Source organism: Luteimonas salinilitoris (assembly GCF_041300785.1).
GTDB lineage: Bacteria > Pseudomonadota > Gammaproteobacteria > Xanthomonadales > Xanthomonadaceae > Luteimonas > Luteimonas salinilitoris.
Window position 1 is genome coordinate 297178 of sequence record NZ_JBFWIB010000002.1, and the last position, 26679, is coordinate 323856.

The 26679-nt window shown below is 68.9% G+C and carries 25 protein-coding genes; 3 read left to right on the forward strand and 22 right to left on the reverse strand.

Features of this window, described 5'->3' with window-relative positions:
• Nucleotides 1-4: 4 nt before the first annotated feature.
• The 8 genes from AB5T46_RS04625 to AB5T46_RS04660 form a co-directional block, all read right to left on the reverse strand.
• Entirely contained in the window at nt 5-898 is an 894-nt protein-coding gene (locus tag AB5T46_RS04625; protein WP_370562683.1) for a C13 family peptidase, read from the reverse strand.
• Nucleotides 895-1338, reverse strand: coding sequence for a putative quinol monooxygenase (locus tag AB5T46_RS04630; RefSeq protein ID WP_370562684.1), 444 nt, complete (start codon nt 1336-1338; stop codon nt 895-897). Before AB5T46_RS04630 ends, AB5T46_RS04625 begins: the two co-directional genes overlap by 4 nt.
• Nucleotides 1339-1341: 3 nt before the next feature.
• A complete protein-coding gene (gene mtnC, locus AB5T46_RS04635; RefSeq protein WP_370562685.1) occupies nt 1342-2037 on the reverse strand; it encodes an acireductone synthase in 696 nt (231 codons plus the stop codon).
• Between the two features lie 280 nt (nt 2038-2317).
• Nucleotides 2318-2866: a 1,2-dihydroxy-3-keto-5-methylthiopentene dioxygenase gene (locus tag AB5T46_RS04640; protein ID WP_370562686.1), complete on the reverse strand. Its 549-nt coding sequence runs from the start codon at nt 2864-2866 to the stop codon at nt 2318-2320.
• A gap of 203 nt (nt 2867-3069) precedes the next feature.
• Nucleotides 3070-3708, reverse strand: coding sequence for a methylthioribulose 1-phosphate dehydratase (locus tag AB5T46_RS04645; protein ID WP_370562687.1), 639 nt, complete (start codon nt 3706-3708; stop codon nt 3070-3072).
• Nucleotides 3709-3758: 50 nt separating this feature from the next.
• Nucleotides 3759-5117 carry a sodium-dependent transporter gene (locus tag AB5T46_RS04650; RefSeq protein ID WP_370562688.1) on the reverse strand — a complete coding sequence of 453 codons (1359 nt, stop codon included), beginning with the start codon at nt 5115-5117 and terminating at the stop codon, nt 3759-3761.
• Nucleotides 5118-5153: 36 nt separating this feature from the next.
• Nucleotides 5154-6668: a Na+/H+ antiporter NhaC gene (gene nhaC / locus AB5T46_RS04655; protein ID WP_370562689.1), complete on the reverse strand. Its 1515-nt coding sequence runs from the start codon at nt 6666-6668 to the stop codon at nt 5154-5156.
• A 13-nt stretch (nt 6669-6681) separates the two neighbouring features.
• A complete protein-coding gene (locus tag AB5T46_RS04660) occupies nt 6682-8235 on the reverse strand; it encodes an alanine/glycine:cation symporter family protein (protein WP_370562690.1) in 1554 nt (517 codons plus the stop codon).
• Between the two features lie 226 nt (nt 8236-8461).
• Between AB5T46_RS04660 and AB5T46_RS04665 the strand changes: the two genes are divergently transcribed.
• Nucleotides 8462-9058 (forward strand): NUDIX hydrolase, encoded by a 597-nt coding sequence (locus AB5T46_RS04665; protein ID WP_370562691.1) that lies wholly within the window; start codon nt 8462-8464, stop codon nt 9056-9058.
• Here the strand turns inward: AB5T46_RS04665 and AB5T46_RS04670 are convergent.
• The 11 genes from AB5T46_RS04670 to AB5T46_RS04720 form a co-directional block, all read right to left on the reverse strand.
• Nucleotides 9051-9848, reverse strand: a complete 798-nt coding sequence (locus tag AB5T46_RS04670; RefSeq protein WP_370562692.1) for an HvfC family RiPP maturation protein — start codon at nt 9846-9848, stop codon at nt 9051-9053. The genes AB5T46_RS04665 and AB5T46_RS04670 overlap by 8 nt on opposite strands.
• Before the next feature lie 184 nt (nt 9849-10032).
• The gene (locus tag AB5T46_RS04675; protein WP_370562693.1) at nt 10033-10923 is read right to left on the reverse strand and encodes an HvfB family MNIO-type RiPP peptide maturase; all 891 of its coding nucleotides are present in this window, start codon (nt 10921-10923) and stop codon (nt 10033-10035) included.
• 55 nt (nt 10924-10978) lie between these two features.
• On the reverse strand, nt 10979-11356 hold the full coding sequence (locus tag AB5T46_RS04680) for an HvfA family oxazolone/thioamide-modified RiPP metallophore (protein ID WP_370562694.1): 378 nt from the start codon (nt 11354-11356) through the stop codon (nt 10979-10981).
• A 284-nt stretch (nt 11357-11640) separates the two neighbouring features.
• Nucleotides 11641-12345, reverse strand: a complete 705-nt coding sequence (gene phoU / locus AB5T46_RS04685) for a phosphate signaling complex protein PhoU (protein ID WP_370562695.1) — start codon at nt 12343-12345, stop codon at nt 11641-11643.
• Between the two features lie 112 nt (nt 12346-12457).
• Nucleotides 12458-13276, reverse strand: coding sequence for a phosphate ABC transporter ATP-binding protein PstB (pstB, locus tag AB5T46_RS04690; RefSeq protein ID WP_370563097.1), 819 nt, complete (start codon nt 13274-13276; stop codon nt 12458-12460).
• 109 nt (nt 13277-13385) lie between these two features.
• Complete coding sequence (pstA, locus tag AB5T46_RS04695) at nt 13386-14240, reverse strand: phosphate ABC transporter permease PstA (protein ID WP_370562696.1); 855 nt, start codon at nt 14238-14240, stop codon at nt 13386-13388.
• On the reverse strand, nt 14237-15211 hold the full coding sequence (pstC, locus tag AB5T46_RS04700; protein WP_370562697.1) for a phosphate ABC transporter permease subunit PstC: 975 nt from the start codon (nt 15209-15211) through the stop codon (nt 14237-14239). The genes pstA and pstC overlap by 4 nt, the downstream gene beginning before the upstream one ends.
• Nucleotides 15212-15292: 81 nt before the next feature.
• Nucleotides 15293-16393, reverse strand: a complete 1101-nt coding sequence (pstS, locus tag AB5T46_RS04705; protein WP_370562698.1) for a phosphate ABC transporter substrate-binding protein PstS — start codon at nt 16391-16393, stop codon at nt 15293-15295.
• 351 nt (nt 16394-16744) lie between these two features.
• Nucleotides 16745-17371: a TetR/AcrR family transcriptional regulator gene (locus AB5T46_RS04710; protein ID WP_370562699.1), complete on the reverse strand. Its 627-nt coding sequence runs from the start codon at nt 17369-17371 to the stop codon at nt 16745-16747.
• Nucleotides 17372-17393: 22 nt separating this feature from the next.
• Nucleotides 17394-17651, reverse strand: a complete 258-nt coding sequence (locus tag AB5T46_RS04715) for an acyl-CoA-binding protein (RefSeq protein WP_370562700.1) — start codon at nt 17649-17651, stop codon at nt 17394-17396.
• A 296-nt stretch (nt 17652-17947) separates the two neighbouring features.
• Nucleotides 17948-19912, reverse strand: coding sequence for a PhoX family protein (locus AB5T46_RS04720; protein ID WP_370562701.1), 1965 nt, complete (start codon nt 19910-19912; stop codon nt 17948-17950).
• Nucleotides 19913-20227: 315 nt separating this feature from the next.
• On the opposite strand from AB5T46_RS04720, the gene AB5T46_RS04725 reads away from it, so the two are divergent.
• Nucleotides 20228-22216 carry an SDR family oxidoreductase gene (locus tag AB5T46_RS04725; RefSeq protein WP_370562702.1) on the forward strand — a complete coding sequence of 663 codons (1989 nt, stop codon included), beginning with the start codon at nt 20228-20230 and terminating at the stop codon, nt 22214-22216.
• A gap of 205 nt (nt 22217-22421) precedes the next feature.
• Here the strand turns inward: AB5T46_RS04725 and AB5T46_RS04730 are convergent, their stop codons facing one another.
• The 3 genes from AB5T46_RS04730 to AB5T46_RS04740 all read right to left on the reverse strand — a co-directional run bounded on the left by AB5T46_RS04730 (nt 22422) and on the right by AB5T46_RS04740 (nt 25848).
• Entirely contained in the window at nt 22422-23393 is a 972-nt protein-coding gene (locus AB5T46_RS04730; protein WP_370562703.1) for a restriction endonuclease, read from the reverse strand.
• Between the two features lie 315 nt (nt 23394-23708).
• Nucleotides 23709-24260, reverse strand: coding sequence for a phasin family protein (locus tag AB5T46_RS04735; protein WP_370562704.1), 552 nt, complete (start codon nt 24258-24260; stop codon nt 23709-23711).
• 304 nt (nt 24261-24564) lie between these two features.
• Nucleotides 24565-25848 (reverse strand): patatin-like phospholipase family protein, encoded by a 1284-nt coding sequence (locus tag AB5T46_RS04740; protein WP_370562705.1) that lies wholly within the window; start codon nt 25846-25848, stop codon nt 24565-24567.
• Between the two features lie 86 nt (nt 25849-25934).
• Between AB5T46_RS04740 and AB5T46_RS04745 the strand changes: the two genes are divergently transcribed.
• A complete protein-coding gene (locus AB5T46_RS04745) occupies nt 25935-26654 on the forward strand; it encodes an FFLEELY motif protein (protein WP_370562706.1) in 720 nt (239 codons plus the stop codon).
• Nucleotides 26655-26679: the final 25 nt, after the last annotated feature.

A 26679-nucleotide genomic window follows, 5' to 3' on the forward strand; every position in this document is an offset into this window, starting at 1 on the left:
CCGGTCAGGAATCGGGTGGATACGGGTAGGGCACGGGCGCTGTCGGCGGCAGCAGCGCCTGCCACGCCTGCAGGCGCCTGCCGATGCGCGCGCCGACCGCGATCTGCGGCAATGACGGCTCGTAGCCGTCCTCGCGTTCGCGGCGCGCGATCCGGCGGGTGGCGTCGTCGTAGGCGCCGATGAAACTGGTGTGCCGGTTGAGGCCGTCCACCAGCCACGCATGGCCGAAATAGGTGACGCTGGATTCGACGCCGCAGCCGAACGAGGTGCGGTCCTCGCGCGCAGCAGTGATCACCAGCGCGTCCGGCCCCTGCAGCGCCGGCAGGAAACCGCCGGAAAAGCAGGCCGAAACCACCAGCACGCGGTTGCGGATGCCGGCCTCGTCGAGCGCGGCACGCAGTTCGCCCGGACGGATGACGTCGTCGACCATCGGTTCGAGCGCCATGACCAGCTCGTGCTCCTCGGTGCCGTGGCTGGTCATGAATAGCAGCAGCAGGTCCTCTTCCCGGTCCATCGCCTGGCCGATGCCGGCCAGCGTCAGGCGCAGGTTGTCGAGCGTGGCCAGCGGCTGCGGCGCGTCCTCGAGGCTGTCGGGGTGATTGATCAGCGAGACGACGCGCCGCTCCGCGCCGAGGCGCGCCGACGCCAGCGTCTCCAGGTAGCGCACCTCGTTGCGGAACACGTCCTCGTAACCGTCGCCGGCGAAGCCGACGACGTAGAGGTCGGGCCGGCCCGGGCGCTGCGCCGGCATCGCCGCCAATGTCGCCCGGATCAGGCGCCGGTCGCGATCGGCAATGCTCTCGTCGGCCGTCTGCGCCGAACCGACCGGCAGCACCAGCAGCGCGGTGGCGATGCACAGGCAGCCGCCGGCTGCGGCGGCACGCAGCGCCCGCTTCATTCAGTGAGGCCGAGACCGCCGGCCACTGGGAACTCCGTCTGGGTGAACTCGCCGGTCAGCAGCGGCATCGCCTCGGCGATGGTGGCGCGCACGTCGGGCAGCTGCAGCGACGCGCGATGCGCATCCTTCGAGTCCCAGACCTCGGTCACCCGGATCAGGTCCGGATCTTCGTGATCGAGACCGACCACGTAGAGGTGGCAGCCGACGGCTTTCAGGTCATCGACATCGCGCAGCAACAGCCTGACCACGGCGTCGCGCTGGCCGGGCTTGGTGCGCATGGTGCCGATGAGACCGTAGCGGGACGGGGTGGCGGAGGATGTCGGCATCGGTGTGTTCCTCGCGGTGGTGGCGGCATCGCTGGCCTGTGCGGTGGCATGGCCCGGAATTGCGAACGCCGCCAGGGTCAGACAGCCGAGCAGGAAGCGGTGAAGAGACGGCATGGCTCAGGCGAGCTCCAGTTGGTCGAAGCGTTCGATCCGCGTGTGCCCGTGCGTGGCCTCGCCGGTACGCGGCTGCGGATAGTCCTCAAGGCGGTCGACCAGCACGGTGCGCAGGCCGGCTTCGCGCGCGGCGTCGAGCTCCTCCACCACGTCCGACAGAAACAGCAGCTCGTCCGGGGGGCGTTTCAGCGCCAACGCGATCCGAGCGTAACTGGTGCCCTCGCGCTTGCCGCCGATCTCGGTATCGAAATAGGCGTCGAACAGTGGCGTCAGGTCGCCGGCATCGGAGTGCGCGAAGAACAGCTTCTGCGCGCCGGCCGAACCCGACGAATAAACCGCCAGCGGGTGTCCGGCCCGATGCCAGCGCCGCAGCGCCGCGGCGGCGTCGGAATAGACGTGGGCCGCATAGTCTCCGTTGCGATAGCCCTCCGCCCACAGCAGGCCTTGCAGCGCCTTGAGTGCTGTGTGCTTGCGGTCCTGGTCGATCCAGCCCTGCAGGGTTTCCACGATCACGTCGTCCTGGCAGGCGCCGCCGAGGTCGGTGGCCACCGCGTCCAGCCACCGCCGCACCTCGGGATCGCCGCCGCGCAGGTGCACGAAGCGCGGCAGTTCGCGGCGGGCGTAGGGAAACAGCACGTCCTTGACGAACGAGATGCTGCTGGTGGTGCCTTCGATGTCGGTCAGGATGGTCGGGGTCATGCTCGGCTGCGCTGGGCGTTGAAGGTCGGTTGTGCGGAGAAAAGCGAGGGTTTGGCCGCGGATTCACGCGGACAGACGCGGATCAGAAGCGAAATTCGAGTGTTCGATGCACGGCGTCCCCGCGGCGGTCGGCGGCGGTGTCACCCGGCAACGTCGTGCAGGCGTAGCGGCGCCGATGACGAGACGACGTTCGATAGGGTCGATCGGATCGCCTGTTCGACTCGTCCCCTGCCTCATCCGCGTTCATCCGCGTCGATCCGTGGCCAAAAATGCCACTCGGCTACGCCCGCTCGTAGCGCGGGAAGCGCCGGGCGATGTCGGAGCCGGTGAAGTGGCCGATCCAGCCGTCCGGCTGCTGGAAGAAGCGGATCGCCACGAAGTTCGGTTCCGGGCCCATGTCGAACCAGTGGGTGGTGCCGTCGGGCACCGCGATCAGGTCGTCCTTGACGCACTCGATCTCGTAGACCTTGCCGTCGACGTGCAGGGTGAACAGGCCCGAGCCGGCGACGAAGAAGCGCACCTCGTCCTCCTTGTGGAAGTGCTCGTCGAGGAACTTGCCGCGTAGCTCCTCCTTCTTCGGGTTGTCCGGCGCGATGCTGATCACGTCGACGCTGGTGAAGCCGCGCTCGGCGACCAGGCGGTCGATGTCGGCGCGGTAGGCGGTGATCACCTCGTCCTGGCTGGCGTCGGTGGCGATCGGCTGCGTCGCCTGCCAGCGTTCGAAGGCGACGCCGATCTTCCGCAGTTCGCGCGCGATCTCGTCGCCGTCGCGGGTGACGAGTTCGGGCGCCTGCGGGGCGTCTTCGGCGAAGATGCGCAGTCGGCTCATGGCGGTGTCTCCTGGCGTCGAGGCAACAAAGGCGAAAATGGGGCCGGCGGCGCCGAAACGCAAGCTGTTCTTCCTCCCCCTTGTGGGAGCGACGGAAGTCGCGACACCCGCATCCTTGCAAACACCGATGCAGCTGACGACACCGCGACCTGTAGGACCATGTCGCGACTTCCGTCGCTCCCACAAGGGGCCAAGGCTTGCGCCTAGCGGCCGGTCAGCCTGCGCAACTCCAGCTCGCAGCCGAGCAGGAACTCGAACGCTTCCAGGTGCCGGCGCGCCTCGGCCGTGTCGCGGCCCCAGGCGTACAGGCCGTGGCCGTCGATCAGGTAGCCCCACAGCGTCTGCCGGTCGAGCAGGGCGTCGACCTGCGCCGCCAGCGTGGTCATGTCCTGGCTGTTAGGCAGCACCGGCACGTCGATCGCCGCCTCGTGCGTGGTGTTGCCGGTGAACGCCTTGAGCAGCTCGTAGCCTTCCAGTCGTACGTGGCCGGCGCCGGCGTACAGGCGCGAGGCGACCGTCTGGTTGTGCGAATGGGTGTGCAGGATGCAGCCGATGTCACCGAAACGCCGGTACAGCTGCGTGTGCAGCAGGGTCTCGGCCGACGGCCGGTGCTCGCTGCCGACGGCCGCGCCGTCGAGATCGACCACCATGATGTCGCTCTCGCGCAGCCGGCCCTTGTCGCGGCCGGACACGGTGATGGCGGCGTGGCGCGCGTCCAGCCGGTGCGAGAAGTTGCTGCTGGTGGCCGGCGTCCAGCCGCGCGCCGACAGCTCGCGCACGTTGACGATGAGCTCGCCGGCCAGCTCGCACAGACGGTGATGGTCGTAGGGCAGGGCGCTCATGGTCGGAAGTCTAGCTGGAAAGCCGGGATTCGGGATTCGTGTCCCGGCCCTCAAACCACCGCCCGCACCAGCACGGTCAGCACCAGCAGCGGCGCCACCACGCGCATCAGCCAGCGCCAGACGAGGAACAGGGCCTCCGGCATGTCCGACAGCTGCTCGCGCAGGATGGTGCGGTTGAGCGCCCAGCCGGCGAACAGCGCGATCAGCAGGCCGCCCAGCGGCAGCATCAGGTCGTTGGCGATGAATTCGACGAAGGTCATGATGTCGCGGTCCATGATCCGCACGCCGGACCACAGGTTCAGCGACAGCACCGAGAGCAGGCCCAGCAGCCAGGAGAGTCCGGCGATGCCGAGCGCCGCGCGCTTGCGGCGCTTGACGCCGAACCGTTCCACCAGGAATGCGGTCGCCGGCTCCAGCAGCGAGATCGACGAGGTCCATGCGGCCACCGCCAGCAGGCCGAAGAACGCCAGCCCGTAGAGGATCCCGAACGGCATCGCCTCGAACGCCAGCGGCAGCGAGGTGAAGATCAGGCCGGGGCCGCCGCCGGCCGGGTCGAGCCCGAACGACAGCACCACCGGAAAGATCGCCAGGCCGGCCAGCAGCGCCACGCAGGTGTCGGTCAGCGCCACGGCGATGCCGACGCGCGGGATCGAGATGCCCTTGAGCGGCAGGTAGGCGCCGTAGGTCATCATCGTGCACATGCCCAGGCTGAGGGTGAAGAACGCCTGGCCCATCGCGCGCAGGAAGGTATTGCCGTCGATCACCGACCAGTCCGGACGGAACAGGAATGCCGCGGCCTGTCCCATGTACCCGGTGGTCATGCCGTAGACCACCAGCAGCAGCAGCAGCACGAACAGCGCCGGCATCAGGAAGCGCACCGCGCGCTCCAGGCCCTTCTCCACTCCGAGCGCGACCACCCCCACCGTCATCAGCATGAAGGCGGCGTGCCAGAAGGTCAGCTCCAGCGGATTGCCCAGCAGCGAGGCGAACGTCGCGCCCGGATCGCTGATCGGCGCGCCACCGAACATCTGCTTCACGTAAAGGAAGGTGTAGTGCAGGGTCCAGCCCGCGACCACGCTGTAGAAGCTCAGGATCAGGATGCCGGCGACGATGCCGATCCAGCCGATGCCGACCCAGCCGCGGCTGACGCCGCTCTCGCGCACCAGGCCGCGCAGGGTGTTGACCGGGCTCACCCGGCCGTGGCGGCCGATCAGGATCTCGGCCATCAGGATCGGCAGCCCGACCAGCAGGATGCAGCCCAGGTACACCAGCACGAAGGCGCCGCCGCCGTTGTCCGAGGTCATGTAGGGAAAGCGCCAGATGTTGCCCAGGCCGACCGCGGAACCGGTCGCGGCGAGGATGAACATCAGGCGCGAGGACCACATGCCGTGGATCGAGGTCTTGTCCATATCGGAGTCCGAAGAATGCGTGGATCGGGAGTTCGGTCAGTCGCGCGCGTGGGCGGGCGAGGCGGAGGATGCGGAGATCGCGGCGGCGGCCTCCGCGTCCGACTGCGGCGGCAGCCGCAGGATCTTGAAGCCGGCGTAGGCCAGCACCGTCGCCACCAGCGGGCTGGCGAGATTGAAGAACGCGTAGGGCAGGTAGTCGAGCGTGGCCACGCCCAGGGTCGCCGCCATGTAGGCGCCGCAGGTGTTCCACGGCACCAGCGGCGAGGTGATGGTGCCGGCGTCCTCTAGCGCGCGCGAGAGGTTCACCGGTGCCAGACCGCGGCGGCGGTACTCGGGCTGGAACAGCCGGCCGGTCAGCACGATCGCCATGTACTGGTCGGCGGCGACGGCATTGGCGCCGACCGCGGTGCCGAGCGTCGCGGCGATCAACGAGCCGGTCGATTTTGCCGCCTTGAGCACGCTGCGGATCATCCGCTCCAGCAGTCCGGTCTTCTCCATCACCGCGCCGAAGCCCATCGCGCAGACGATCAGCCAGACCGTGTTGAGCATGCTGATCATGCCGCCGCGGCTGAGCAGTTCGTCGACCGCGGCGTTGCCGGTCTCGGCCTGGTAGCCGTTGAACAGCGCGGTCCAGGCGCCGGACAGCAGCGTCATCGGCCGCGACAGGTCGGAGCGGTCGGCCAGCGCCAGCACCGCCTCCGGCTGGAAGACCAGCGCGAACACGGCGCCGAGCAGGGCTCCGATCAGGATCGTCGGGTAGGCGGGAAAGCGGAGGACCGCCAGCGCGAACACCACCGCCATCGGGATCAGCAGGTACCAGCCGAGATCGAACTGCGCGTCGAGCACCGCGGGCAGGTCGCCGAAGGCCTCGGCACCGTCGCCGCGACCGCCGCCGCCCAGGCCGACCAGGGTGAACAGCACCAGTGCGATGGCGATGCTCGGCCCGGTGGTCCAGATCATGTGGCGGATATGCGCGAACAGCTCGCTGCCGGCCGCGGCCGGGGCGATGTTGGTGGTGTCCGACAGCGGCGACATCTTGTCGCCGAAATAGGCGCCGGAAATGATCGCGCCCGCGGTGATCGGTAGCGACATGTCCAGGCCCTGCGCGACCCCGATCAGGGCTACGCCCAGGGTGCCGGCCACCGTCCACGAGCTGCCGATGGCGATCGCGACGATCGCGCAGATCAGGCAGGCGGCGGGATAGAAGTACGCCGGGTGCAGCAGCTGCATGCCGTAGACGATCAGCATCGGCACGGTGCCGCTGAGGATCCAGGTGCCGATCAGCGCGCCGACCGCCAGCAGGATGAAGATCGGCACCACCGCCAGCGCGACGCCCTGCACCAGACTGTCCTGGATCTCCTGCCAGCGCATGCCGTTGCGCAGTCCGACCAGGGCGGCGGCGCCGGCCGCCAGCAGCAGCGCGATCTGGTTGGCGCCGTAGGAGGCGTCGTCGGCGTACAGGTACACCGCGGTGGCCAGCATTGCCATCAGGAACAGCAGCGGCGTGAGCGCCTGCAGCAGGGAGGGTTCGCGCGAAGCGGGCCGGTTCATGCGTCGATCGTTCTCAGGAGGACTGCGGCTGGCGGCGGTAGTTGCGGATCTCGCCGCCGCGCACCCGTGCCAGGTAATGCTCGACCTCGCGCCGCACCACCGGCGCCAGCAGATACACGCCGATCAGGTTCGGCACCGACATCACCAGGATCATGGCATCGGAGAAATCCATCACCACGCCGAGGTTGCTGGAGGCGCCGATCACCACGAACGTGCAGAACAGCAGCTTGTAGGCGAGCGCCACCGGTCGCGACTCGCCGAGCAGGTAGCAGGCCGCCTTCTCGCCGTAGTATGACCACGCCAGCATGGTCGAGAACGCGAACAGGAACACCGAGACGGCCAGCAGGTACGGGAACCAGGACAGCACCGAGGCGTAGGCCATCGAGGTCAGCTGCACGCCGTCGCCGACGCCGTCGACCTGGTACATGCCGGTGATCACGATCACCAGCGCGGTCATGGTGCAGATCACCACGGTGTCGATGAACGGCTCCCACAGCGCCACCAAACCTTCCGAGGCCGGCTCGTTGGTGCGCGAGGCGGAGTGGGCGATCGCCGCCGAGCCGACGCCGGCCTCGTTGGAGAACGCGGCGCGGCGGAAGCCCTGGATCAGCACGCCGATGAAGCCACCGTAGCCGGCCTCGGGGCTGAAGGCGCCGTCGAAGATGGCGCGGAACGCCGGGCCGACGTTGCCGATGTCGGCGATGATGATGTACAGGCTGCAGACGACGTACAGCACCGCCATCATCGGCACCAGCTTGCCGGTCACGCGCGCGATCGACTTCAGCCCACCGATGATCACCCCCGCCACCAGCACCGCCATCACCAGGCCGAACAGCCAGCCCTTGCCGGCCAGCCAGCTGTCGGCGCCGCCGCTGACCTGCAGCATCTGCTGGAAGCTCTGGTTGGACTGGAACATGTTGCCGGCGCCGAGCGAGCCGCCGATGCAGCAGATTGCGAACACCACCGCCAGCACCTTGCCCAGCCCGGCCAGCGACGGGCGCTGCTCGGCGATGCCGCGGCTGAGGTAGTACATCGGGCCGCCCGAGACGGTGCCGTCGGCATTGATGCGCCGGTACTTCACGCCCAGCGTGCACTCGGCGAACTTGGAGCTCATGCCGAGCAGGCCGGCGACGATCATCCAGAAGGTCGCGCCCGGCCCGCCGATGCTGATGGCGATGGCCACGCCGGCGATATTGCCCAGGCCGATGGTGCCCGACAGCGCCGTGGCCAGCGCCTGGAAATGGGTGACCTCGCCCGGGTCGTCCTTGCGCGAGAAATCGCCGCGGATCAGGCGGAAGCCTTGGGCGAACCCGCGCACGTTGACGAAGCGGAAGTACAGCGTGAACGACGATGCGGCGATCAGCAGCCACAGCACCACGAACGGCAGGCTGGCGCCGAAGCCGATCGGGATCGGATGGAACACCAGCCACGACACCGCGTCGGCGACCGGGGCGAAGGCGTTGTTGATGGCTTCGTCCAGGCCGGTGGCGGCCGGCGGGGCCGCGTGCACGGTGGCGGCGGACGACAGCGCGCAGAGGCCGGCGAGCGCGCGGCCGGCTGCCCTCATGCGGATCCCTCGCGTGGCGCAGGACTCGGGGTCCGGACATCCGGACGGCGGGCGTGCTCGGAAAGGTTGATGCGCAAGTTGATTCGGTCCCCAAGCCTGGCGTAGCCGCTCGATGCGGCTGCCGTACCTTGCCAAAGCGCGCAGGCGATCACAAGCGGCGATCGCGGCCGGGCTCCGGCGCACGCTAGACTGCGGCCCCTCCCGAGTGTGATTGCGGCGGCGCAGCATGAGTCCGGTTCCCAACTCGCCTTCCGCCCTGGTGGCGGCTTTCGACGACTATGCCGCGCGCTGGCCCGGGGAGGCGGAATGCGCCGCCCTGTTCATCGCATTGGCCGGCAATGCACGGCAGGATCCGTTCACGCGTGGTCGGCTGGACGGGCATTTCACCGCTTCGGCGCTGCTGCTCAGCCGCGACGGCCGCCGCACGCTGCTGACCCACCACCGCAAGCTCGGGCTGTGGCTGCAGCCCGGCGGACACGCCGACGGCGACCGCGACCTGGCCCGGGTGGCGTTGCGCGAGGCGGAGGAGGAGACGGGGCTGTCGGAACTGATACTCGAGCCGGGCATCTTCGATCTCGACCGCCACCGGATTCCCGAGCACAAGGGCGTACCGGCGCACTGGCACTACGACGTGCGCTACGTGATCCGCGCCGGCGACGACGAAGCCTTCGTGGTCAGCGAGGAATCGCATGCGCTGGCCTGGCGCGACCTCGAAACCCTGGTGGGGGACTCCACCGTCGATGCGTCGCTGCGGCGCATGGCGCGCAAGTGGCTGATGCGGGCGGCGGCCGATGCACGCCCATCGGCCGCCGCTCCTACGTAGGTCGGCGAATGCCGAGGAGGGTGCGTTCGGCGTGCAGGCGCTGCAGCATCGCAGCGCCCTCGGCGAGGAAGGGTTCGGAATCGGGCGCACCGGCCTCAGCAGCCAGTTGCCGCAGGCAATCGCGGCCGCTGCACGCGTCGCTGCTGCCGAGAATCTCCAGCAGCCGGTAGACCAGCGGCGAAAGCTCCGAGAAACGCACGGTGCCGTCGGCGTCGCGGCGCACCAGCACCAGGGTCGGCGCGGCAGGCGGCTGCAGCGGACGGAAACGCGGCCCGATCCGGTGCACCGGCCAGCGATAGGCGAGCGCCCAGGCCAGTGGCGAGACCACCGGCACGGCGTCGAGCAGGGCCTGCCGCGAACCGGCGGCGGCGTCGGCATCGTCGACCGTATCGTGCGGCGGCGGTTCGTCGCCGGCGATCTGCAACGCCAGTTCCACCCATTCGTAGTGCGCCAGCTCGGGCAGCCAGGGCGGATCGTCCACGGCATCGCCGGCACGGTCTTCGAGAAAGCGGACGAACTCGCGTCCGATCTCGGTGAACAGCGGCGTGCGGCTGCGGTGGCGGGCGAAGAACTCGCGCACCAGCGCACGCCAGCCGTCCTCGCCCAGGGTGCGCCGGATCACCGGGAAGTTGCCGGAGAGCAGGCTGCGGATGTTGTCGTGGAAGAGGTTGCGGTAGACCGCCAGGCGGCGATCCTCGATGCCCGGCGGCGGGGGATGGCGTTCGGGGTCGCGCAGGTGCCGCGCCAGCGCGAACTGCTGGGCGCGCAGGGTATCGGAGGGGTCGGGCATGTCCGGCGGTGCGCGCCTCACTGCGGTGGAAAAGGCTGCTTGACGCGGCGATTCATTGGTGGCACCCGTGGCGACGGCCCGTTTCTCGCTGCGTCGGAAAAGGCTGCTTGGCGCGGCTATTCATTGGCGGCACCCGTGGCGACGGCCCGTTTCTCGCTGCGTCGGAAAAGGCTGCTTGGCGCGGCTATTCATTGGCGGCACCCGTGGCGACGGCCCATTTCTCGCTGCGTTCGGAAAGGGCGGACTGGCGCGGCGCGGCATCGTGCTGCAGGTCGCGGATGCGCCGCACTTCCGCAAGCAGTTCGGCGAACGGCGGGAAGTTGAAGTCGCGCTCGAGCAGGGTCGGGCGCAGGCCGTGCAACCGGTAGGCCTGGCGCAGCAGTTCCCAGACCTCGGGAATGACCGCCGCGCCGTGGGTGTCGACTTTCAGGTCTTCGGCCTCGTCGTAGTGGCCGGCGACGTGGTAGCTGGCGATCCGCGCCGACGGCATCCGCGCCAGGAAGTCGGCGGCGTCGTAGCCGTGGTTGATCGCGTTGACGTGGACGTTGTTGACGTCCAGCAGCAGGTCGCAGTCGGCCTCCTCGAGCACGGCGAGGATGAAGTCGGCTTCCGCCATCGCCTGGTAGGGCGCGGCGTAGTAGGAGACGTTCTCCACCGCGATGCGCCGCCCGAGCGCCTCCTGCACGCGGCGGATGCGCGCCGCGGCGTTCTTCACCGAGGCCTCCGTGAACGGTACCGGCATCAGGTCGTAGAGCTGGCCGTCGTCGGCGCAGCAGCTCAGGTGCTCGCTGTACAGCGTCACCCGATGGCGGTCGAGGAACTCGCGCAGGCGCCGCAGGAAGGTCTCGTCCAGCGGCTCGACGCCGCCGAGCGACAGCGACAAGCCATGGCAGGTCAGCGGATGACGGGCGGCCAGCGCCTCGAACGCGGCACCCAGGCGACCGCCGACGCCGATCCAGTTCTCCGGCGCGCACTCGAGGAAGTCGAAGTCGTCGCGCGAGGCGGCCTGCAGCGCTGGCAGCAGGCCGCGCCGCAGGCCGAGTCCGGCGCTGGCGGGAGCGAGCAGTGCGGCCATCGGATTCAGCCGATGCGCCGCGTGCCCGGGCTTGCGGGCACGCGATGCGGATGCTTCAGACGGCGCCGCCGCATTGGCCTTCGCCGCACTTGCCTTCCATGTCGCCCTTTGCGGCACGGTGCGCGTCGTGCTCGGCGGCGTCGATGAAGCCGTCGCTGTTGGTATCGATGTTGGCGAACTTCCCGGCCTTGTCCGGATGCGCGGTTTCGAATTCCGCCGCCGAGATCCTGCCGTCGCCATCGCCGTCGGCGTGCTCCATGCCGCACTTGCCCTCGCGCGCCTTGTCGGCTCCGGTCGTGGCGGCCTCCTGGGCGCCGAGCAGGTAGCCCTGCGCGAGCGGGGTCATGGCGAAGGCGGAGCCGGAGAGCAACAGGCCGCCGGCGAGCGCGGTACCGATGGCGGCGGCGACGGGTTTCTTGTCGGAACGGGACATGTGCAATCTCCTTGGGGCGTTGCGGGTCATCACCCGCGGGTGGGTGTGGAGTCTAGCGCCGTTGCCGGGAGCAGGGCGTGGCCGGTAGCCGGAGGTGACGCGGCTGCGAACGCCTCCGCCGCAGGTAACCCGGCGTGTCGAACCACGGCACGCGCTGCCTTTCCGTTGCCGCAAGTTTACGTGCGAAAGCCACGCACCGGCAGGCCCGAAGCGCTGGCATCAGCATGCGCTTCGGATGCGTGGAAAGCTGAATCGGAGGTGACGTTAAGCCCGCGTTAGCGGCGTCAGCTGACGGTATTGGTCTCGTCGCGTTTCTCGCGCGGCGGCAGGGCGTCGTCGCCGTGGACCAGGAACCAGATGTTCTCGGCGATGTTGGTGGCGTGGTCGCCGATCCGTTCCAGGTTCTTGGCCATGAACAGCAGGTGCGTGCAGGGCGTGATCGAGCGCGCATCCTCCATCATGTAGGTCAGCAGTTCGCGGAACAGGCCGGTGTAGAGCGCATCGAGTTCGGCGTCGCGGTCGCGGACCCGCTGCGCCGCTTCGGCGTCGTTGTCGCGGTAGGCCTTGAGCACGTCGCGCACCTGGCGCACCGCCAGCTGGCCGAGCACGTTGAGGCCGCGGGTATGCGGCAGCGGCGGCGACTGGTTGAGCGCGGTCGAGCGCTTGGCGACGTTGGCGGCATAGTCGCCGATGCGCTCGATGTCGGAGGACACCCGCAATGCAGCCAGGATCTCGCGCAGGTCGCGCGCCAACGGCCCGCGCAGGGCCAGCTTCATCACGTCGTGGCTGACCTCCTTCTCCAGCGTGTCGATCGCCTCGTCGTTGCCGATGATGCGCCCGGCGGCCTTGTCGTCGCGGCGCTCCACCACGTCCAGCGCGGCTTCCAGCTGCGCCGCCGACATCTCGCCCATGCGCAGGATCTCACCCAGCAGCCGCTGGCGTTCCTCGTCGTAGCTCTTGACGATGTGGTCGTGGGGCTGGATGTTCATAAGCGGGGATTCTGGATTGGGGGTTCGGAATTCGAGGTCGTGGGCCGGAGGTTCGAGGCGGAGATCGCTTTTGCGAATCCCCAATCCCGAATCCCCAATCCCGCCGGGCGCTTCACCCGAAGCGCCCGGTAATGTAATCCTCGGTCTGCTGCTTCGAGGGGTTGGAGAAAATGGTCTCGGTCGTATCGTGCTCCACCAGGTCGCCCAGGTACATGAAGGCGGTGTACTCCGACACGCGCGCGGCCTGCTGCATGTTATGGGTGACGATGACGATGGTGTAGTCGTTCTTGAGCTCCGCGATCAGCTGCTCGATGCGGCTGGTGGAAATCGGGTCCAGCGCCGAGGTCGGCTCGTCCAGCAGCAGCACCTCCGGACGCAGCGCGATCGCGCGGGCGATGCAAAGCCGCTGCTGCTGGCCACCGGACAGGCCCAGCGCGCTCTGGCCCAGCTTGTCCTTGACCTCGTCCCACAGCGCCGCTTGCACCAGCGCCTGTTCGACCCGTTCGTTCATCTGGGCCTTCGACAGCTTCTCGTGGTGGCGGATGGCGTAGGCCACGTTCTCGTAGATGGTCATCGGGAACGGTACCGGCTTCTGGAACACCATGCCGACCTTGCTGCGCAGCCGGTTCATCGGGTATTTCGGCGCCAGGATGTTCTCGCCGTCCAGCAGCACCTCGCCGCGCGCCTCCTGCTTCGGGTACAGCGCGTAGATCCGGTTGAACACGCGCAGCAGGGTGGACTTGCCGCAGCCCGAGGGGCCGATCAGCGCGGTCACGCGCTTCTCCGGCATGTCGAAGTTGATGTTCTTCACGGCGTGGAAATCGCCGTAGTAGAAATCCAGGCCGCGTGCCGACAGTTTGGCGCGTGCGGGTTCCGTTCCCGCGGTGGCGGCGCGTTCCTGCCTGGCGATGTTGATGCGGGCGTCGTTCATGACCGGTGTCCGGGAGACGGGAGGTATGGAGATCTTCGCCTTGGCCGGCGTGCGCTGGCCGGCGGTGGCATCGCTGTCGTGGTTGGCGGTCGTTTCCATCGGCACGGCTTCACTCCTGGACGATGCGGTTGCGCATGACGATGGCACGGGCCGCCAGGCTGACCAGCAGCACGAACATGGTCAGGATGAAGGCGCCGGCCCAGGCAAGGGTATGCCAATTCTCGTACGGGCTCATCGCGTACTGGAAGATCACCACCGGCACGTTGGCCATCGGCGCCAGCAGGTTGCTGCTCCAGTACTGGTTGTTGAGCGCGGTGAACAGCAGCGGTGCGGTCTCGCCGGAGATGCGGGCCAGCGCCAACAGGATGCCGGTGACGATGCCCGGCAGCGAGGCGCGGTACAGCACCTGCACGATCACCTTCCACTGCGGCACGCCCAGCGACAGCGCCGCCTCGCGCATCTGCGCCGGCACCAACCGCAGCATCTCGTCGGTGGTGCGCACCACCACCGGCAGCACGATGAAGGCCAGCGCGATGCCGCCGGCCAGCGCCGAGAAGTGCCCCATCTGCGCCACCACCAGGGTGTACACGAACAGGCCGAGCACGATCGACGGCGCCGACAGCAGGATGTCGTTGACGAAGCGCACCGTCTCGCCGATCCAGCTGCGCTTCGAGTACTCGGCCAGGAAGGTGCCGGCCAGCACGCCGACCGGTGCCCCGAAGGCGATGCCCAGCAGGCTCAGCACGGCGCTGCCGAAGAAGGCGTTGAGCATGCCGCCGCTGGCGCCCGGGGGCGGGGTCATCTCGGTGAACAGGGCGAGGTTGAGCGAGGTGATGCCCTTGCTCAGCGTGGTCCACATGATCCACACCAGCCAGAACAGGCCGAACACCGTCGCCAGCACCGCCAGCAACTGCGCGACCAGGTTCTTGATCCGGCGGTTGCGGTAGAGGGCGGCGGCGCTCACAGGTTGCCCTCACGGCGGCTGAGCTGGCGCAGCATCAGCCGGGCGATGGCCAGCACCACGAAGGTGACCAGGAACAGTACGAAGCCGAGCGCGATCAGCGAGGACAGGTACATCGGCGAGTCGGCCTCGGCGAACTCGTTGGCGATGGTCGCCGCGATCGAATTGCCCGGCTCCAGCAGCGACACGGTCAGCCGGTGCGCGTTGCCGAGCACGAAGGTCACCGCCATGGTCTCGCCCAATGCGCGACCCAGGCCGAGGAACACGCCGCCGACCACCGCCGAGCGGGTGTAGGGCAGCACCACGTCCCAGACCACCTCGGTGGTGGTGGCGCCGAGCGCGTAGGCCGATTCCTTGAGGCGGGTGGGGACGGTGAGGAACACCTCGCGCATCACCGAGGAGACGAACGGGATCACCATGATCGCCAGCACCAGGCCGGCGGTGCCCATGCCCAGCCCCAGCGGCGGGCCGGAGAACAGGGCGCCGACCAGCGGCACCTGTCCCAGGTGCGCGTCGATCCACGGATAGACGTACTGGCCGAGGAACGGCACCAGCACGAACAGGCCCCACATGCCGTAGATGATCGAGGGAATGCCCGCCAGCAGCTCGATCGCCGCGCCCACCGGCCCGCGCAGCCAGCGCGGCGCGATCTCGGTCAGGAACATGGCGATGCCGAAGCTGACCGGCACCGCGATGACCATGGCGATCAGCGCGGTGACCAGGGTGCCGTAGATCGGCACCAGCGCGCCGAAGTCCTGCAGCACCGGGTTCCAGGCATCGCGCCAGAGGAACTCGATGCCGAACTTCTCGAACGCCAGGCGTCCGCCCCATAGCATCGAAAACGCGGCCGCGCCCAGCGACACGAGCACGAGCACGCCGGCGGCGGTGACCAGCCAGCGAAAGCCGCGATCGGCCCGGGTATCGGCGGCGTCGCGGCGCGAGGACGTGTCGATCGGGAGCGTGGTGGCGTTCATCGGCTCGCTGCGAGGCGGCGGAAGGTGGAATGCCGCGCCCGCGCCGCGGAATCATCCGCGGCGCGGGCCGTCATGGTGCGGTCAGCCCTGGATCTCGGCCGCCCAGTAGGCCTCGACCTGCTCGACCAGTGGCGCCGGCAGCGGCACGAAGTGCAGCTCGTCCGCCTGTGCCTGGCCGTTCTCCAGCGCCCACTTGAAGAAGTCCAGCGTCTGCTGCGAGCGCTCGGGATCCTTCGGCTGCTTGTACATCAGGATGAAGTTGGTGGCGGCAACCGGCCACGACGCCGCGCCCGGGGCGTTGGTGATGACCAGGCTGAAGTCCTGCGAGTTCGCCCAGTCGGCGCTCGCCGCCGCCGCCTGGAAGCTCTCGGCGCTCGGCTGCACCCACTGGCCGTCGGCGTTCTGCATCGAGGTGTAGGACATGCCGTTCTGGGTGGCGTAGGCCAGCTCGACGTAGCCGATCGAGCCCTTGATCTGCTTGACGTAGGCGGCCACGCCCTCGTTGCCCTTGCCGCCGACGCCGGTCGGCCAGCTGACCGAGGTGCCTTCGCCCACCTGCTCCTGCCACTCCGGGCTCACCTTGGACAGGTAGTTGACCCAGTTGAAGGTGGTGCCGGAGCCGTCGGAACGGTGCACCACGTTGATCTTCGACGACGGCAGGTTGGCGTCCGGGTTGAGCCCGGCGATCGCCGGGTCGTTCCAGGTCGTGACCTTGCCGAGGTAGATGTCGGCGATCAACGGGCCGGTCAGGCGCAGCTGGCCCGGCTCGACACCGTCGATGTTGACCACCGGCACCACGCCGCCGATCGCGGACGGGAACTGCGCCAGGCCGGCCTCGGTCAGTTCCTCGGGAGTCAGCGGCTTGTCGGAGGAGCCGAAGTCGACGGTGCCGGCCTTGATCTGGGCGATGCCGCCACCGGAACCGATCGACTGGTAGTTGATGCGCGCGCCGGTGGCGCGCGAGTAGTCGTCTGACCAGCGCGACAGCAGCGGATAGATGAAGGTGGCGCCGGCGCCGGTGATCTGCACGTCGACGCGGTCGCCTGCGGTGCTGCCGGTGGCATCGGCGGGCGTCGGGCCGACGGTCGGGGCACCGCCTTCGCCGGAGTCCTGGCAGGCGGCCAGGCCGAGCGTGAGGGCGGCGGACAGGGCGAGTGCGGCGAACGGTCGCTGGATCTTCATGCGTGACTCCGTAGGAAGCGGCCAGGGTGGCCGGCGGAATGACGCCATAAAATGATGTTTTTGTTACAGCACAATGACAAGACTGCGGCGATCTCGCGTCGCCAGCGCTCCGGCCGCGCCGCGCCGCGGTTTTTCGCGCCCCGGCGGGTAAAAAAAGCGGGCCCGCGGGCCCGCAATCGGAGGGGAAGCAATCAGGGGAGAGAGACCTGGCGCGTGCGGGACCGGCGCAACTGCCGCCGCCGGTCGCTCCGTTCGCCGCGCCATTCAAACGCCCGGGCATGATCGGCGCATGTCCGTGTGATGACAGGAAGATGACGGAAGCCGGCCGTGGTCGCGGCTGCGGGACGGAGCCTAGGGCCTGTAGGCCTGGGTCAGGGTGTCGAGATGCACCCGTTCGGCATCGCGCAGGAACGGGGCGATCAGCATCAGCACCTGCACGATGCCGTCGCGGATCGCAGCCTGTTCGTCCTTCTCGCCCCGCACCGCGGCGTAGTTCAGCCAGAACGTGGCCACCACCAGGAGGTTGGTGCCGACCGCGTCGAGCTCGGCGGCGGAACCGCGCATCACCCCGGCCTGCGACAGGCCGCGCATCACCTCGCGGGCACGCGCGTCGGCGCGCCGCAGGATCCGCGCGAAGCGCAGCCGCAGGCGGCGGTTGCGGCTGAGGATCTCCAGCAGGTCGCGATAGAGGAAGCGGTAGTCCCAGATGCACTCGAACACCAGGTGCAGCTGCAGCCACACGTCCTCCAGGCCCGGCAGGCGGTCGCCGGGACCGGCGAGCGCATCGTCCATGCGCTGTTCGAAGCGCGCGAACAGCTGCTCGATGATGTCGTCCTTGTTGCGGAAGTGGTAGTACAGGTTGCCGGGGCTGATCTCCAGCTCGTCGGCGATGTGGTTGGTGGTGACCGTGGGCTCGCCCTGCGCGTTGAACATCGCAAGCGAGCAGTCGAGGATGCGCTGGCGGGTATCGCGCGCCATCGGCCGGGCAGGGCGGCGGCGCTCAGGCCGTCAGCTTCTTCACCAGGTCGATGTACTTGCCCATCGCCTCATCCTGCGGCGTGCCCTTGAGCTTGGTCCAGGCCTCGTACTTGGCGGTGCCGACGAAATCGAAGAAGCCCGGCTTGGGGCCGTTGACGTCGCCTTCCGCGCCCTGCTTGTAGAGGGCGTAGAGCCGTAGCAGGGTGTCGTTGTCGGGTCGCTCGGACAGGCTTTTGACGTCCTTGGCGGCCTGCTCGAAATCGCGCTTGAGATCCGACATGCGTGCTACTCCTTGCGGGAGCGCAGGTGATAGCACGGGGACCCGGGAGGGTCAACTGAGAGTGAGGAGTGAGAAACGAGGAGTGAGAAACGAGAGAGAGCCGCCGCGCGCTCGTTTCTCGCTCCTCTCCTCCACTGCTCCTCGTTCCAAACCGCGGTACCGGCACGTCACGCGGCCCCCGGTCGCGGCGACGCGACATGACGATGCGATCATCGACACGCAAGAAGCAAGAAGCAAGAAGCAAGAAACGAGAGGCCGACTCTCGTTTCTCACTCCTCGTTTCTCGTTCCTCGCCTTTACGTTCCGACGATGCCGCCGTTGCGGCGCGTCACCACCACCGTCGCCGAGCGCGGCTTGAGCATGCCGCCGGGCCAGCTGGCGCCACCGCTTTCGCTCGGGTGCTGGATGTTGACGAACAGGGTGCGGTGGTCGGGCGTGGTGACCACGCCGGTGACCTCGCAGTCACCCGGTCCGACCAGGAAGCGCTTGATCGCGCCGCTGGCCGGTTCGGCGACCAGCATCTGGTTGTTGCCGAACGGGCCGCTGCCGAGCTGGCTGCCGCTCATGTCGGTCTGGATCCACAGTAGGCCGTTGGCATCGAACCACAGCCCGTCGGGGCTGGCGTGGATGCTGTCGGCGGTGAGCGGATCGCCGTTCGGGCCGAGGCTGTCGTCCTCGGTGCCGCCGAGCAGGAAGATGTCCCAGTCGAAGCGGGTCGCGTCGGCGCGTCCGTTGCGTTCGAGGAAGCGGATGATGTGGCCGTACGGGTTGGGGCCGCGCGGATTGGCGGCATCCACCTGGTCGGCGCCGCGCGAGGAATTGTTGGTGAGGGTGAAATAGACCTGGCCGGTCTTCGGGTCGACCGCGCCCCATTCCGCCCGGTCCATCGGCGTGGCGCCGGCGACGTCCGCCGCCAGCCGGGTGTTGATCAGCACGTCGGCCTGGTCGGAGAAGCTCACGCCGGCTTCGGCGGCGGCCTGCACGAAGGCCGGATCGTCGATGTCCAGCGCCAGCCACTCGCCGCTGCCGTCGTCGTGGAAGCGCGCCACATAGAGCGTGCCCTGGTCGAGCAGGTCGCCGGCGACTCGGCCGGGGCGGTAGCGCTCGCGGCTGACGAACTTGTAGATGTATTCGTTCTGCGCGTCGTCGCCCATGTAGGCGGCCAGCGGCTGGCCCGGCTGCGGTTGCGAGAACACCAGGCCTTCGTGCGCGAAGCGTCCCATGGCGGTGCGCTTGACCGGGGTGCTGTCGGGATCGAACGGATCGATCTCGACGATCCAGCCGAAATGGTTCGGCTCGTTGCGATAGTCCTGCGTCGCGTCGGAACCTGCCGCGGTGGCGTCGAAGCGCGCTTCCACCGTCTCCCAGCCGTAGCGGCCGCTGCCGGTGGCGACGCCGTAGCGGGCGTGCTCGCGCGGGCGTTCGCCGCGATTGACGAAGTAGCCGGCCCAGTTTTCCTCGCAGGTCAGGTAGGTGTTCCAGGGCGTGTAGCCATGGGCGCAGTTGTTGAGCGTGCCGCGAGTGCGGGTGCCGTCCGGGCTGTAGGCGGTACGCAGCTTGGCGTGGCCGCGCACCGGCCCGGCGATCTCCATCGGCGTGGCGCCGGTGATGCGGCGGTTGTAGCGGCCGCGGACCGTGACCCAGCGGTCGTGCTGGTGGCGAATCTCCACCACGCTGACGCCATGCGCCGCGATCTCCTTGCGCACCTGGTCGGCGTCGCGCACGCCGCCGATGCTGACCGGGCCGGCCGGATGCATCGCGGCCTGGTCGATGTATTCGTGGTTCATCACCAGCAGCCCGATCTTGGACTTGTGCGGCGGCGCCTTGGTCAGCGGGAAGAAATGCATGCCGTCGTGGTGCATGCCGACCTGCTGCTCCTGGTCGGCGCCGCTGTTGAGGCCGCCGTCCAGGTAGGCGGGGTAGTCGCCGCAGATCGGCTCGCCCCAGGGCAGGATCACGGAGAAGTCGTATTCCGGCGGCACCACGATGTCGTCGAGCCGGCTGGTCGGCACCGCCGTGAAGCCCAGCGGCTGGCCGCGCAGCCTTGGCGGCTTGCCGGCAACGGCAGCGAGCGCGGTGGCCGCGCCGCTACCGGCGAACAGTCCCGCCGTCACCGCCAGTCCCAGCCCGCCCCTGAGCACCTGCCGGCGTGCAAGCCGGGTGCGCAACACGTCGCCGAAATGGGGATTGCCGGAACGGTTGCTGTCCTCGTGGTCGAAATCGTCCTCGCCGTAGGGAATGGGGGCGTTTTGCTCGGTCATGCCTGGCTGCCTCGTGCGGATGTTGAGTGGATGAAATCCGGGCCCCCGCGGGTCACGCTAGGTGCTGTGTATTGCAGCCTCGTGTCGCCGGCCGCGGCCCAGGCTTTTCCTTTGTGGCAGCGAGCTTTCGACAAGCTCAGGAGAGGCTTCGCCGCGATCGGTCGCCTGCGGAGTCGCGACTCCCCGGCGATGGCATGCCATCGCCACTCCCGCAAGGGCCGCCTGCCCATCCCTAGGCAGCCCCGGCCGTGCTGGCTATGCTGGCGCAGACGGCGCCGTATGGTCCGGCGGTGGTTTCATTCCTGGGAGGGAGACATGAGCTATTTCGTCACCGGCGCGACCGGGTTCATCGGCCGCTTCCTGGTCAGCAACCTGCTCCGGCGCAAGGGCACGATCCACGTGCTGGTGCGCGAGGATTCGCGGAAGAAATTCGACGCGATCGCCGGGAAGATGGGCTGGGACCCGAAGCGCGTCGTGCCGGTGAGCGGCGACATGACCGCGCCGAAATGCGGCCTGGGCGCGGCGCAGGTCCGCGGCCTCAAGGGCAAGGTGAAGCACTTCTTCCATCTGGCGGCGATCTACGACCTCACCGCCGGTGCGGAAGCGCAGCAGGCCGCCAACGTCGAAGGTACCCGGCATGCGCTGGACCTGGCCGCTGCGCTCGAGGCCGGCTGTTTCCACCACGCCAGCTCGATCGCCGCCGCCGGCCTGTATCCGGGCATCTTCCGCGAGGACATGTTCGACGAGGCCGAAGGCCTGGACGATCCCTACCTGCACACCAAGCACGAGTCGGAGCGCCTGGTGCGCGATGAGACGCGGCTGAAATGGCGCATCTACCGGCCGGGCATGGTGGTCGGCCATTCGCAAACCGGCGAGATCGACAAGATCGACGGCCCGTACTACTTCTTCACCTTCATCAAGAAGCTGCGCCAGATGCTGCCGCCGTGGATGCCGACGCTGGGCATCGAGGGCGGGCGCATCAACATCGTGCCGGTGGACTTCGTCGCCGACGCGATGGACCACATCGCGCACAAGCCCAGGCTCGACGGCCACACCTTCCATCTCACCGATCCCGAGCCGATGCGCGTGGGCGAGGTGCTCAACGCATTCTGCCGCGCCGGCCACGCGCCGGAGATGACCATGCGCATCGATGCACGCATGTTCGCCTTCGTGCCGTCCGGCATCCGCGCCGCGGTCGGCAACCTGCCGCCGGTGCGGCGCCTGGTCGGCACACTGCTGCGCGACTTCCGCATTCCGAAGGACGTCCTGAAGTTCATCACCTATCCCACGCGCTTCGACAGCCGCGAGGCCGAGCGCGCGCTCAAGGGCAGCGGCATCGCGGTGCCGAGACTCGACGACTACGCCTGGCGGTTGTGGGACTACTGGGAGCGCCACCTCGATCCCGACCTGTTCGTCGACCGCACGCTCAAGGGCAAGGTGCGCAACAAGGTGGTCGTGATCACCGGCGGCTCGTCCGGCATCGGCCTGTCCACCGCGCAGCGGGTGGCCGAGGCGGGCGCGATCACGGTGATCGTGGCGCGCGGCAAGGAGGAGCTGTTCAAGGCCCGCGACGGGATGAAGGCCGCCGGCGGCAAGGTGTTCGCGTACACGGCGGACCTGTCGGACATGGCCGACTGCGACCGGCTGGTGCAGACGATCCTCAAGGACCATGGCCACGTCGACGTGCTGATCAACAACGCCGGCCGCTCGATCCGGCGTTCGATCGAGCTCAGCTACGACCGCTTCCATGATTTCGAGCGGACCATGCAGCTCAACTACTTCGGCAGCCTGCGCCTGATCATGGGCTTCATGCCGACGATGACCAAGCGTCGCAAGGGCCACATCATCAACATCAGCTCGATCGGCGTGCTGGCCAACTCGCCACGGTTCTCGGCCTACGTGGCCTCGAAGGCCGCGCTGGACGCCTTCAGCCGCTGCGCCCAGGGCGAACTGTCGGGCAAGCGCATCAGCTTCACCACGGTCAACATGCCGCTGGTGAAGACGCCGATGATCGCGCCGACCAAGATGTACGAGAGCGTGCCCACGCTGACCCCGGAGGAGGCCGCCGACCTGCTGGTCAAGGCGATCATCGAGCGTCCCAGCCGCATCACCACCCGCCTCGGCGTGTTCGCGGCGCTGCTCAACGCGGTCGCGCCGAAGGCCTACGAGGTGGTCATGAACAGCGCGTTCGAGCTGTTCCCGGACTCGGCCGCCGCCAAGGGCGACCGCCAGGCCCTGAAGGACGAGACCCCGAGCCAGGAGCAGATCGCGTTCGCCGCGCTGATGCGCGGCGTGCACTGGTAACGCCGCGATACCGATCGCCGGATGTGGAGCCGGACCTTAGCCGGTCGCGCGGGCTTCGGGCCGGAAGCAGCGGAGCGAGCTCCGCTCTACGGGGTATCCCGGTCATCGACCGGGGCCATTCGGCCGTAGAGCCGAGCTTGCTCGGCTGCGCGGGAGGTCGGTGCCGGGAGCAGCGGAGCGAGCTCCGCTCTACGGGATTGGTCGTTCAGTACGTCCGGCACTGCCGGAAGCGCACCTGCAGCCCGCTGCCCGCCGGCGGCGTCAGCAGGATCCGCGACGCGGCCAGGTCCGGATAGCGCTCGACCAGCGGACAGATGCTCGGCATCGCATCCTCGCCGGCGTCGAGCAGGTGGACCTCCAGTGTCGACTGCGTCGCCCAGAACGCCCGGTCGACCATCGGCAGGGTGGCGACCGCGCCGACCAGCGCCTCGCGCTGCGCTTGCGGCGACGCCATGACCGGTTCCGCGCCGCGACTGTCGTCGACGTCCGCTGCTGCATCGGCATCGGCCTCTGGCCCGGCGTCGGCGGCCGGCGCCGGCGCATCGGAGGACACCGGTGCGGCTTGTGGTGCGCCGATGGATATCGGCGAGCGGTCCGCGATCGCGAAGTACACGGCGATGCCGACCAGAAGCGCCAGCAGCCAGGCCACGGCAATACGCTGCCGCGCACGCCGTTCGGCACCGGCGCGGATCGCCGCCAGCTGTTCCGGCTTGAGGTCGCGCAGCTCCGGCCACAGGGTGGCGCCGTCGAGCAATTCGATGTTCCGGTCCGCGGCGGTCTTGCGCGCCTCGTTCGAGATCCGGCCCTGGGTGAACAGGAATCCCCCGCTGGCATTGGCCAGGCGGATCTCGTTGGACAGTTCGTTGACGGTGGCATTGCCGAGCACGAAGGCGCTGCCGTGCTTGCACGAGAGCAGCCAGCGCCGGCCGTCGCGCTGCAGGGTGTAATCCTTGTCGCCGGCCGCAACCTCGTGGTCGAACACGCGCTCGAAGCCGCGCCGCGACAACGCCTGCAGGACCAGGTGGATGAACTCGCGCCAGGAAGTGCCGGCGAGCGCCGCGATGCCGGCGCGGGTCTCGTCCCGCCGCCGCAGGACGCGCTGGATGTAGACGGTGGCGACGGTGCCGAGCAGCAGAACGACGACGACGACAACCAGCCACTGCAGCCCTGCGCTCACGAATCGATTTTCCTGTCCGGACGGTGAGGATCTCCGCCGGCAGGCGGAAGCGCGTGCAGGATAGTCGGAATCGCGAAACGGGTTAAGGGCGCCTGGTCACAGACGATAATGGTGGGCCAAGGCCCACCCTATCACCCGCATAGGGTGGGCCTTGGCCCACCGCAAGGGTACGGCGAAGCGGCAGAGGTCTGAACCACCGCGACTTCGCCGTATCCTCACCCCAAACCCCCGCTCCGCGCCCCGACCCGCGCCAGCGGCGCGCAAGCCGTGCGCCGTCGCCCCGAAGGGAGAGGGGCTTCAAAGCCGACTGCCAGGTCAACCGGCGGTGGTCTTGCGCACGCGCTTGCGCGGGACTTTCTTCACCGCCGCCTTGGTCGCGGTCTTCCGGGTTGCGGCCTTCTTCGCGGTCTTGCGCGCCGCCGGCGTGCTCGACTGGCGACGCAGTTCCGCGGTCAGGATCTCGACCCGGCGGGCGAGGTCGGCGAGATCGTCGCGGCTGGGAACGCCGAGCTTGACCAGCGCGCGCTGCACGCGGTCTTCGAACACCTTTTCCAGCCGATCCCAGGTGTCCGTGGCGCGGTGGCGCGCCTGGCCGACGCTGCTCTCGACCGCATCGCGCATCACGTCCGCGCGGCCGCCGGCGAACTTGCGTGCGTTCTGCTCGACGTTCAGGCCTTCCTTCACCAGGGACTCGAACAGCTTGGCGCCCTCGGCCTGTGCGCGGCCGAACGCGCCGACGCCGGCCAGCCAGATCTGCTGCGCCGATTCGCTCAGGCCCTTGGACAGGCGCTCGGCCTGTTGCTGCGGGTCCGCGGCCGACGAGCGCCGGGTGCCGGTTTTCTTCGCGGTCTTCTTGAACGTGGCCATGGTCCCTCCGATTTCTGGCAAAGATAGAAGTTGCAGCGTCACGGCCGCGTCTAGAGCTTTCACACCACCGGGAATTGTTCGGGGAAGGCAGGAGAGCAGGCTGGCCACGGATCTACGCGGATAGACGCGGATAAAGCGGATAAAGACGGCAAAGCGGATAGGCCGCCGCCGCCGCTTGATGGATCTGCCGGCTCTGCCGACCGCCCGCACGTCGGGCGCTGCGGAGGTATTCCGATACTCCGGGTGTCCACCTTTATGCGCGCCTATCCGCGTAGATCCGCGGCAAAAAAGCCCTGCCGGCCGCTCATGATCGTCGCGATCCGGCACGTCGGCGGTTCGCGATCAGGCGCTCGGTGTCGTCCAGCGCGCGGCGCAGGCGCGCGGTGGTCTCGGTGCTGCGCGGCGGCGGCGGCCGCAGGCCGTCGAGGACGGTGCGGTGCTCGTCGGCGAGGATCTCGTCGCGCAGGCCGATGCCGTGCGCCGCCAGCACCGGCTGCAGCTCGTCGGCGCGGCGGCGCAGGTCGGCAAGGGTGTTGCGGTAGGCGAGTTCGCAGACGCGGCGCCGCGAGGAGAAGCTGAAGGCATTGGTGAAGAACAGTTCGCCGTCGGCCTCGTTGGGTTCGAACACCAGCTGGTCGATGTCGGGATACTGGCCTGCGTACTTCGCCATGCCCACCTGCATGCGCGATTGCAGCAGCGTGCGGAAGGTCTGCGACAGCACCGCCGGCAGCCCGCCTTCGGCCAGGCGCCGCGGGTCGGCATCGGCGGCCCGACCGCTGTCGTGCTGGGTGTTGCTGTTGTGCAGGGTGTTGTTGAACGGCACCAGCGGATTGACGCCGAGTAGCAGGTCGATGCCGCGCTCGAGCAGCACCGAGGCGTGCATGGTGCGGCGCAGGGCGCCGTCGACGAAATGGCGGCCGCGGACCTCGACCGGGGGGTACAGGCCGGGCAGCGCGGCGCTGGCCTGCACCGCGACCGAGATCGGCACGTCGTCCCAGCCGTCGCCGCCGAACAGCACCGGATCGCCGCTGTCGAGGTCGACCGCGACCACGTACAGCTTGCGCTGCAACTCGCGAAAATCGTTGCTGCGTCCGCGCCGCGTCAGCACGCCGCGGAGGAAGCGTTCCAGTTCGCGGTTGTCGAACAACCCGGTCGGCAGCACGCCGCCGATGCGCGGGATCATGTCCCAGCGCGCGTCGCGCGGGCCCAGCAGCAGGCCCTGCCACCACTGCACCGTCAGCCGCGGCAGGGTGGCGGCGCGGCGCAGGTACTCGAACAGCGCCGGCCGCAGGAAGGTTTCCGGACGGAACCGCACGTCGTCGCTGTCGCCGGTGATGAAGATGCGGCACATCGCCTCGGTGCCGAGGCGGTTGGCCAGGCCGGCTGCGAGAAAGGCGCCGCTGCTGACGCCGACATAGCAGTCGACCGCCGTCGGGTCGAAGCCGTCCAGCGCCTCGTCCAGCGCGCGCAGCGCACCCAGTTCGTACATGCCGCCGATCGGGCCGCCGCCGGCGATGGCCAGTCCGATCCTCGGCGCCTGGCGACGCGGCGGGCGGGGACGTTGCCGGGCGGAATGCAGGGAGAGCATGCGATCGGATCCGTGGAGGTCGAGCGAGTGTAGCGGAGCGGCGCATGGGCTTGCTTCCGTCGCGCGCGGGCACCGATGATGTCGGCATGCCGCATCCCCACGCTGTAGTCCTGCGCCTGTCGCGCCGCGTCGTCTGCCATCAGGCCCTGCACGATCCGGCCGTCGAACCGCGCAACCGGCTACGCTGGCTCCCGGAGTTGCGGCGCTGGCAGGCAGAACGCCTGCAGCGCAGCTTCGCCCGCTTTCTGGGCGACCCGCGGCGCCGGGCGGCGGCCGAGTTCTTCCTCACCGACGTCTACGGCGACCGCGATTTCGCCCGCCGCGATGCCGACATCGTGCGGGTGATCCCGATGATGCAGAAGCTGCTGCCGACACGGCTGCTCGCCACGATCGCCTCGGCGATCGAACTGGGTGCGCTCAGCCACGCGCTCGACCTGCGCATGGCCGAAGCCCTGCAGCGCCTGGCGCCCCGGCGCCGAAGGCTGGACCAGGACCTGTACGCGCAGGCCTACCGCACGGTGGGATTGCCGCGGCTGCGCGCGCACCAGATCGGCTTGATCGGGGAGGTCGGCGGCGGGTTCGGCCGCGCCCTGAAGACGCGCGGCGTGGCGGCCCTGCTGGCGTTCTCGCGCGGGCCGGCGCGGCTGGCGGGGCTCGGCGAACTGCAGGGTTTCCTGGAACGCGGTTACGTCGCGTTCGAGCGATTGGGCGATGTCGCGGGGTTCGTCGCCGAGATCGGGGACGACGAGCGCGAGGCCATGCGACGGCTGTTCGAAGGCCATCCGGAGCCGTTCGCCGCGGACTGAACGACCGCGGTGCCGAGGCGGTCGA

Bases quoted from the DNA above. Each gene is read 5' to 3' on its own strand.
- pstC (WP_370562697.1), bottom strand. From the start codon at position 15,211: ATGAACGCCACCACGCTCCCGATCGACACGTCCTCGCGCCGCGACGCC.
- AB5T46_RS04740 (WP_370562705.1), bottom strand. From the start codon at position 25,848: ATGCTCTCCCTGCATTCCGCCCGGCAACGTCCCCGCCCGCCGCGTCGC.
- AB5T46_RS04665 (WP_370562691.1), top strand. From the start codon at position 8,462: ATGAGTCCGGTTCCCAACTCGCCTTCCGCCCTGGTGGCGGCTTTCGAC.
- AB5T46_RS04675 (WP_370562693.1), bottom strand. From the start codon at position 10,923: ATGGCCGCACTGCTCGCTCCCGCCAGCGCCGGACTCGGCCTGCGGCGC.
- mtnC (WP_370562685.1), bottom strand. From the start codon at position 2,037: ATGACCCCGACCATCCTGACCGACATCGAAGGCACCACCAGCAGCATC.
- AB5T46_RS04715 (WP_370562700.1), bottom strand. From the start codon at position 17,651: ATGTCGGATCTCAAGCGCGATTTCGAGCAGGCCGCCAAGGACGTCAAA.
- AB5T46_RS04725 (WP_370562702.1), top strand. From the start codon at position 20,228: ATGAGCTATTTCGTCACCGGCGCGACCGGGTTCATCGGCCGCTTCCTG.
- pstB (WP_370563097.1), bottom strand. From the start codon at position 13,276: ATGAACGACGCCCGCATCAACATCGCCAGGCAGGAACGCGCCGCCACC.
- pstS (WP_370562698.1), bottom strand. From the start codon at position 16,393: ATGAAGATCCAGCGACCGTTCGCCGCACTCGCCCTGTCCGCCGCCCTC.
- AB5T46_RS04745 (WP_370562706.1), top strand. From the start codon at position 25,935: ATGCCGCATCCCCACGCTGTAGTCCTGCGCCTGTCGCGCCGCGTCGTC.
- AB5T46_RS04720 (WP_370562701.1), bottom strand. From the start codon at position 19,912: ATGACCGAGCAAAACGCCCCCATTCCCTACGGCGAGGACGATTTCGAC.
- AB5T46_RS04625 (WP_370562683.1), bottom strand. From the start codon at position 898: ATGAAGCGGGCGCTGCGTGCCGCCGCAGCCGGCGGCTGCCTGTGCATC.
- AB5T46_RS04640 (WP_370562686.1), bottom strand. From the start codon at position 2,866: ATGAGCCGACTGCGCATCTTCGCCGAAGACGCCCCGCAGGCGCCCGAA.
- AB5T46_RS04710 (WP_370562699.1), bottom strand. From the start codon at position 17,371: ATGGCGCGCGATACCCGCCAGCGCATCCTCGACTGCTCGCTTGCGATG.
- AB5T46_RS04680 (WP_370562694.1), bottom strand. From the start codon at position 11,356: ATGTCCCGTTCCGACAAGAAACCCGTCGCCGCCGCCATCGGTACCGCG.
- nhaC (WP_370562689.1), bottom strand. From the start codon at position 6,668: ATGAACCGGCCCGCTTCGCGCGAACCCTCCCTGCTGCAGGCGCTCACG.
- phoU (WP_370562695.1), bottom strand. From the start codon at position 12,345: ATGAACATCCAGCCCCACGACCACATCGTCAAGAGCTACGACGAGGAA.
- AB5T46_RS04650 (WP_370562688.1), bottom strand. From the start codon at position 5,117: ATGGACAAGACCTCGATCCACGGCATGTGGTCCTCGCGCCTGATGTTC.
- AB5T46_RS04735 (WP_370562704.1), bottom strand. From the start codon at position 24,260: ATGGCCACGTTCAAGAAGACCGCGAAGAAAACCGGCACCCGGCGCTCG.
- AB5T46_RS04670 (WP_370562692.1), bottom strand. From the start codon at position 9,848: ATGCCCGACCCCTCCGATACCCTGCGCGCCCAGCAGTTCGCGCTGGCG.
- AB5T46_RS04630 (WP_370562684.1), bottom strand. From the start codon at position 1,338: ATGCCGTCTCTTCACCGCTTCCTGCTCGGCTGTCTGACCCTGGCGGCG.
- AB5T46_RS04645 (WP_370562687.1), bottom strand. From the start codon at position 3,708: ATGAGCGCCCTGCCCTACGACCATCACCGTCTGTGCGAGCTGGCCGGC.
- AB5T46_RS04660 (WP_370562690.1), bottom strand. From the start codon at position 8,235: ATGAGGGCAGCCGGCCGCGCGCTCGCCGGCCTCTGCGCGCTGTCGTCC.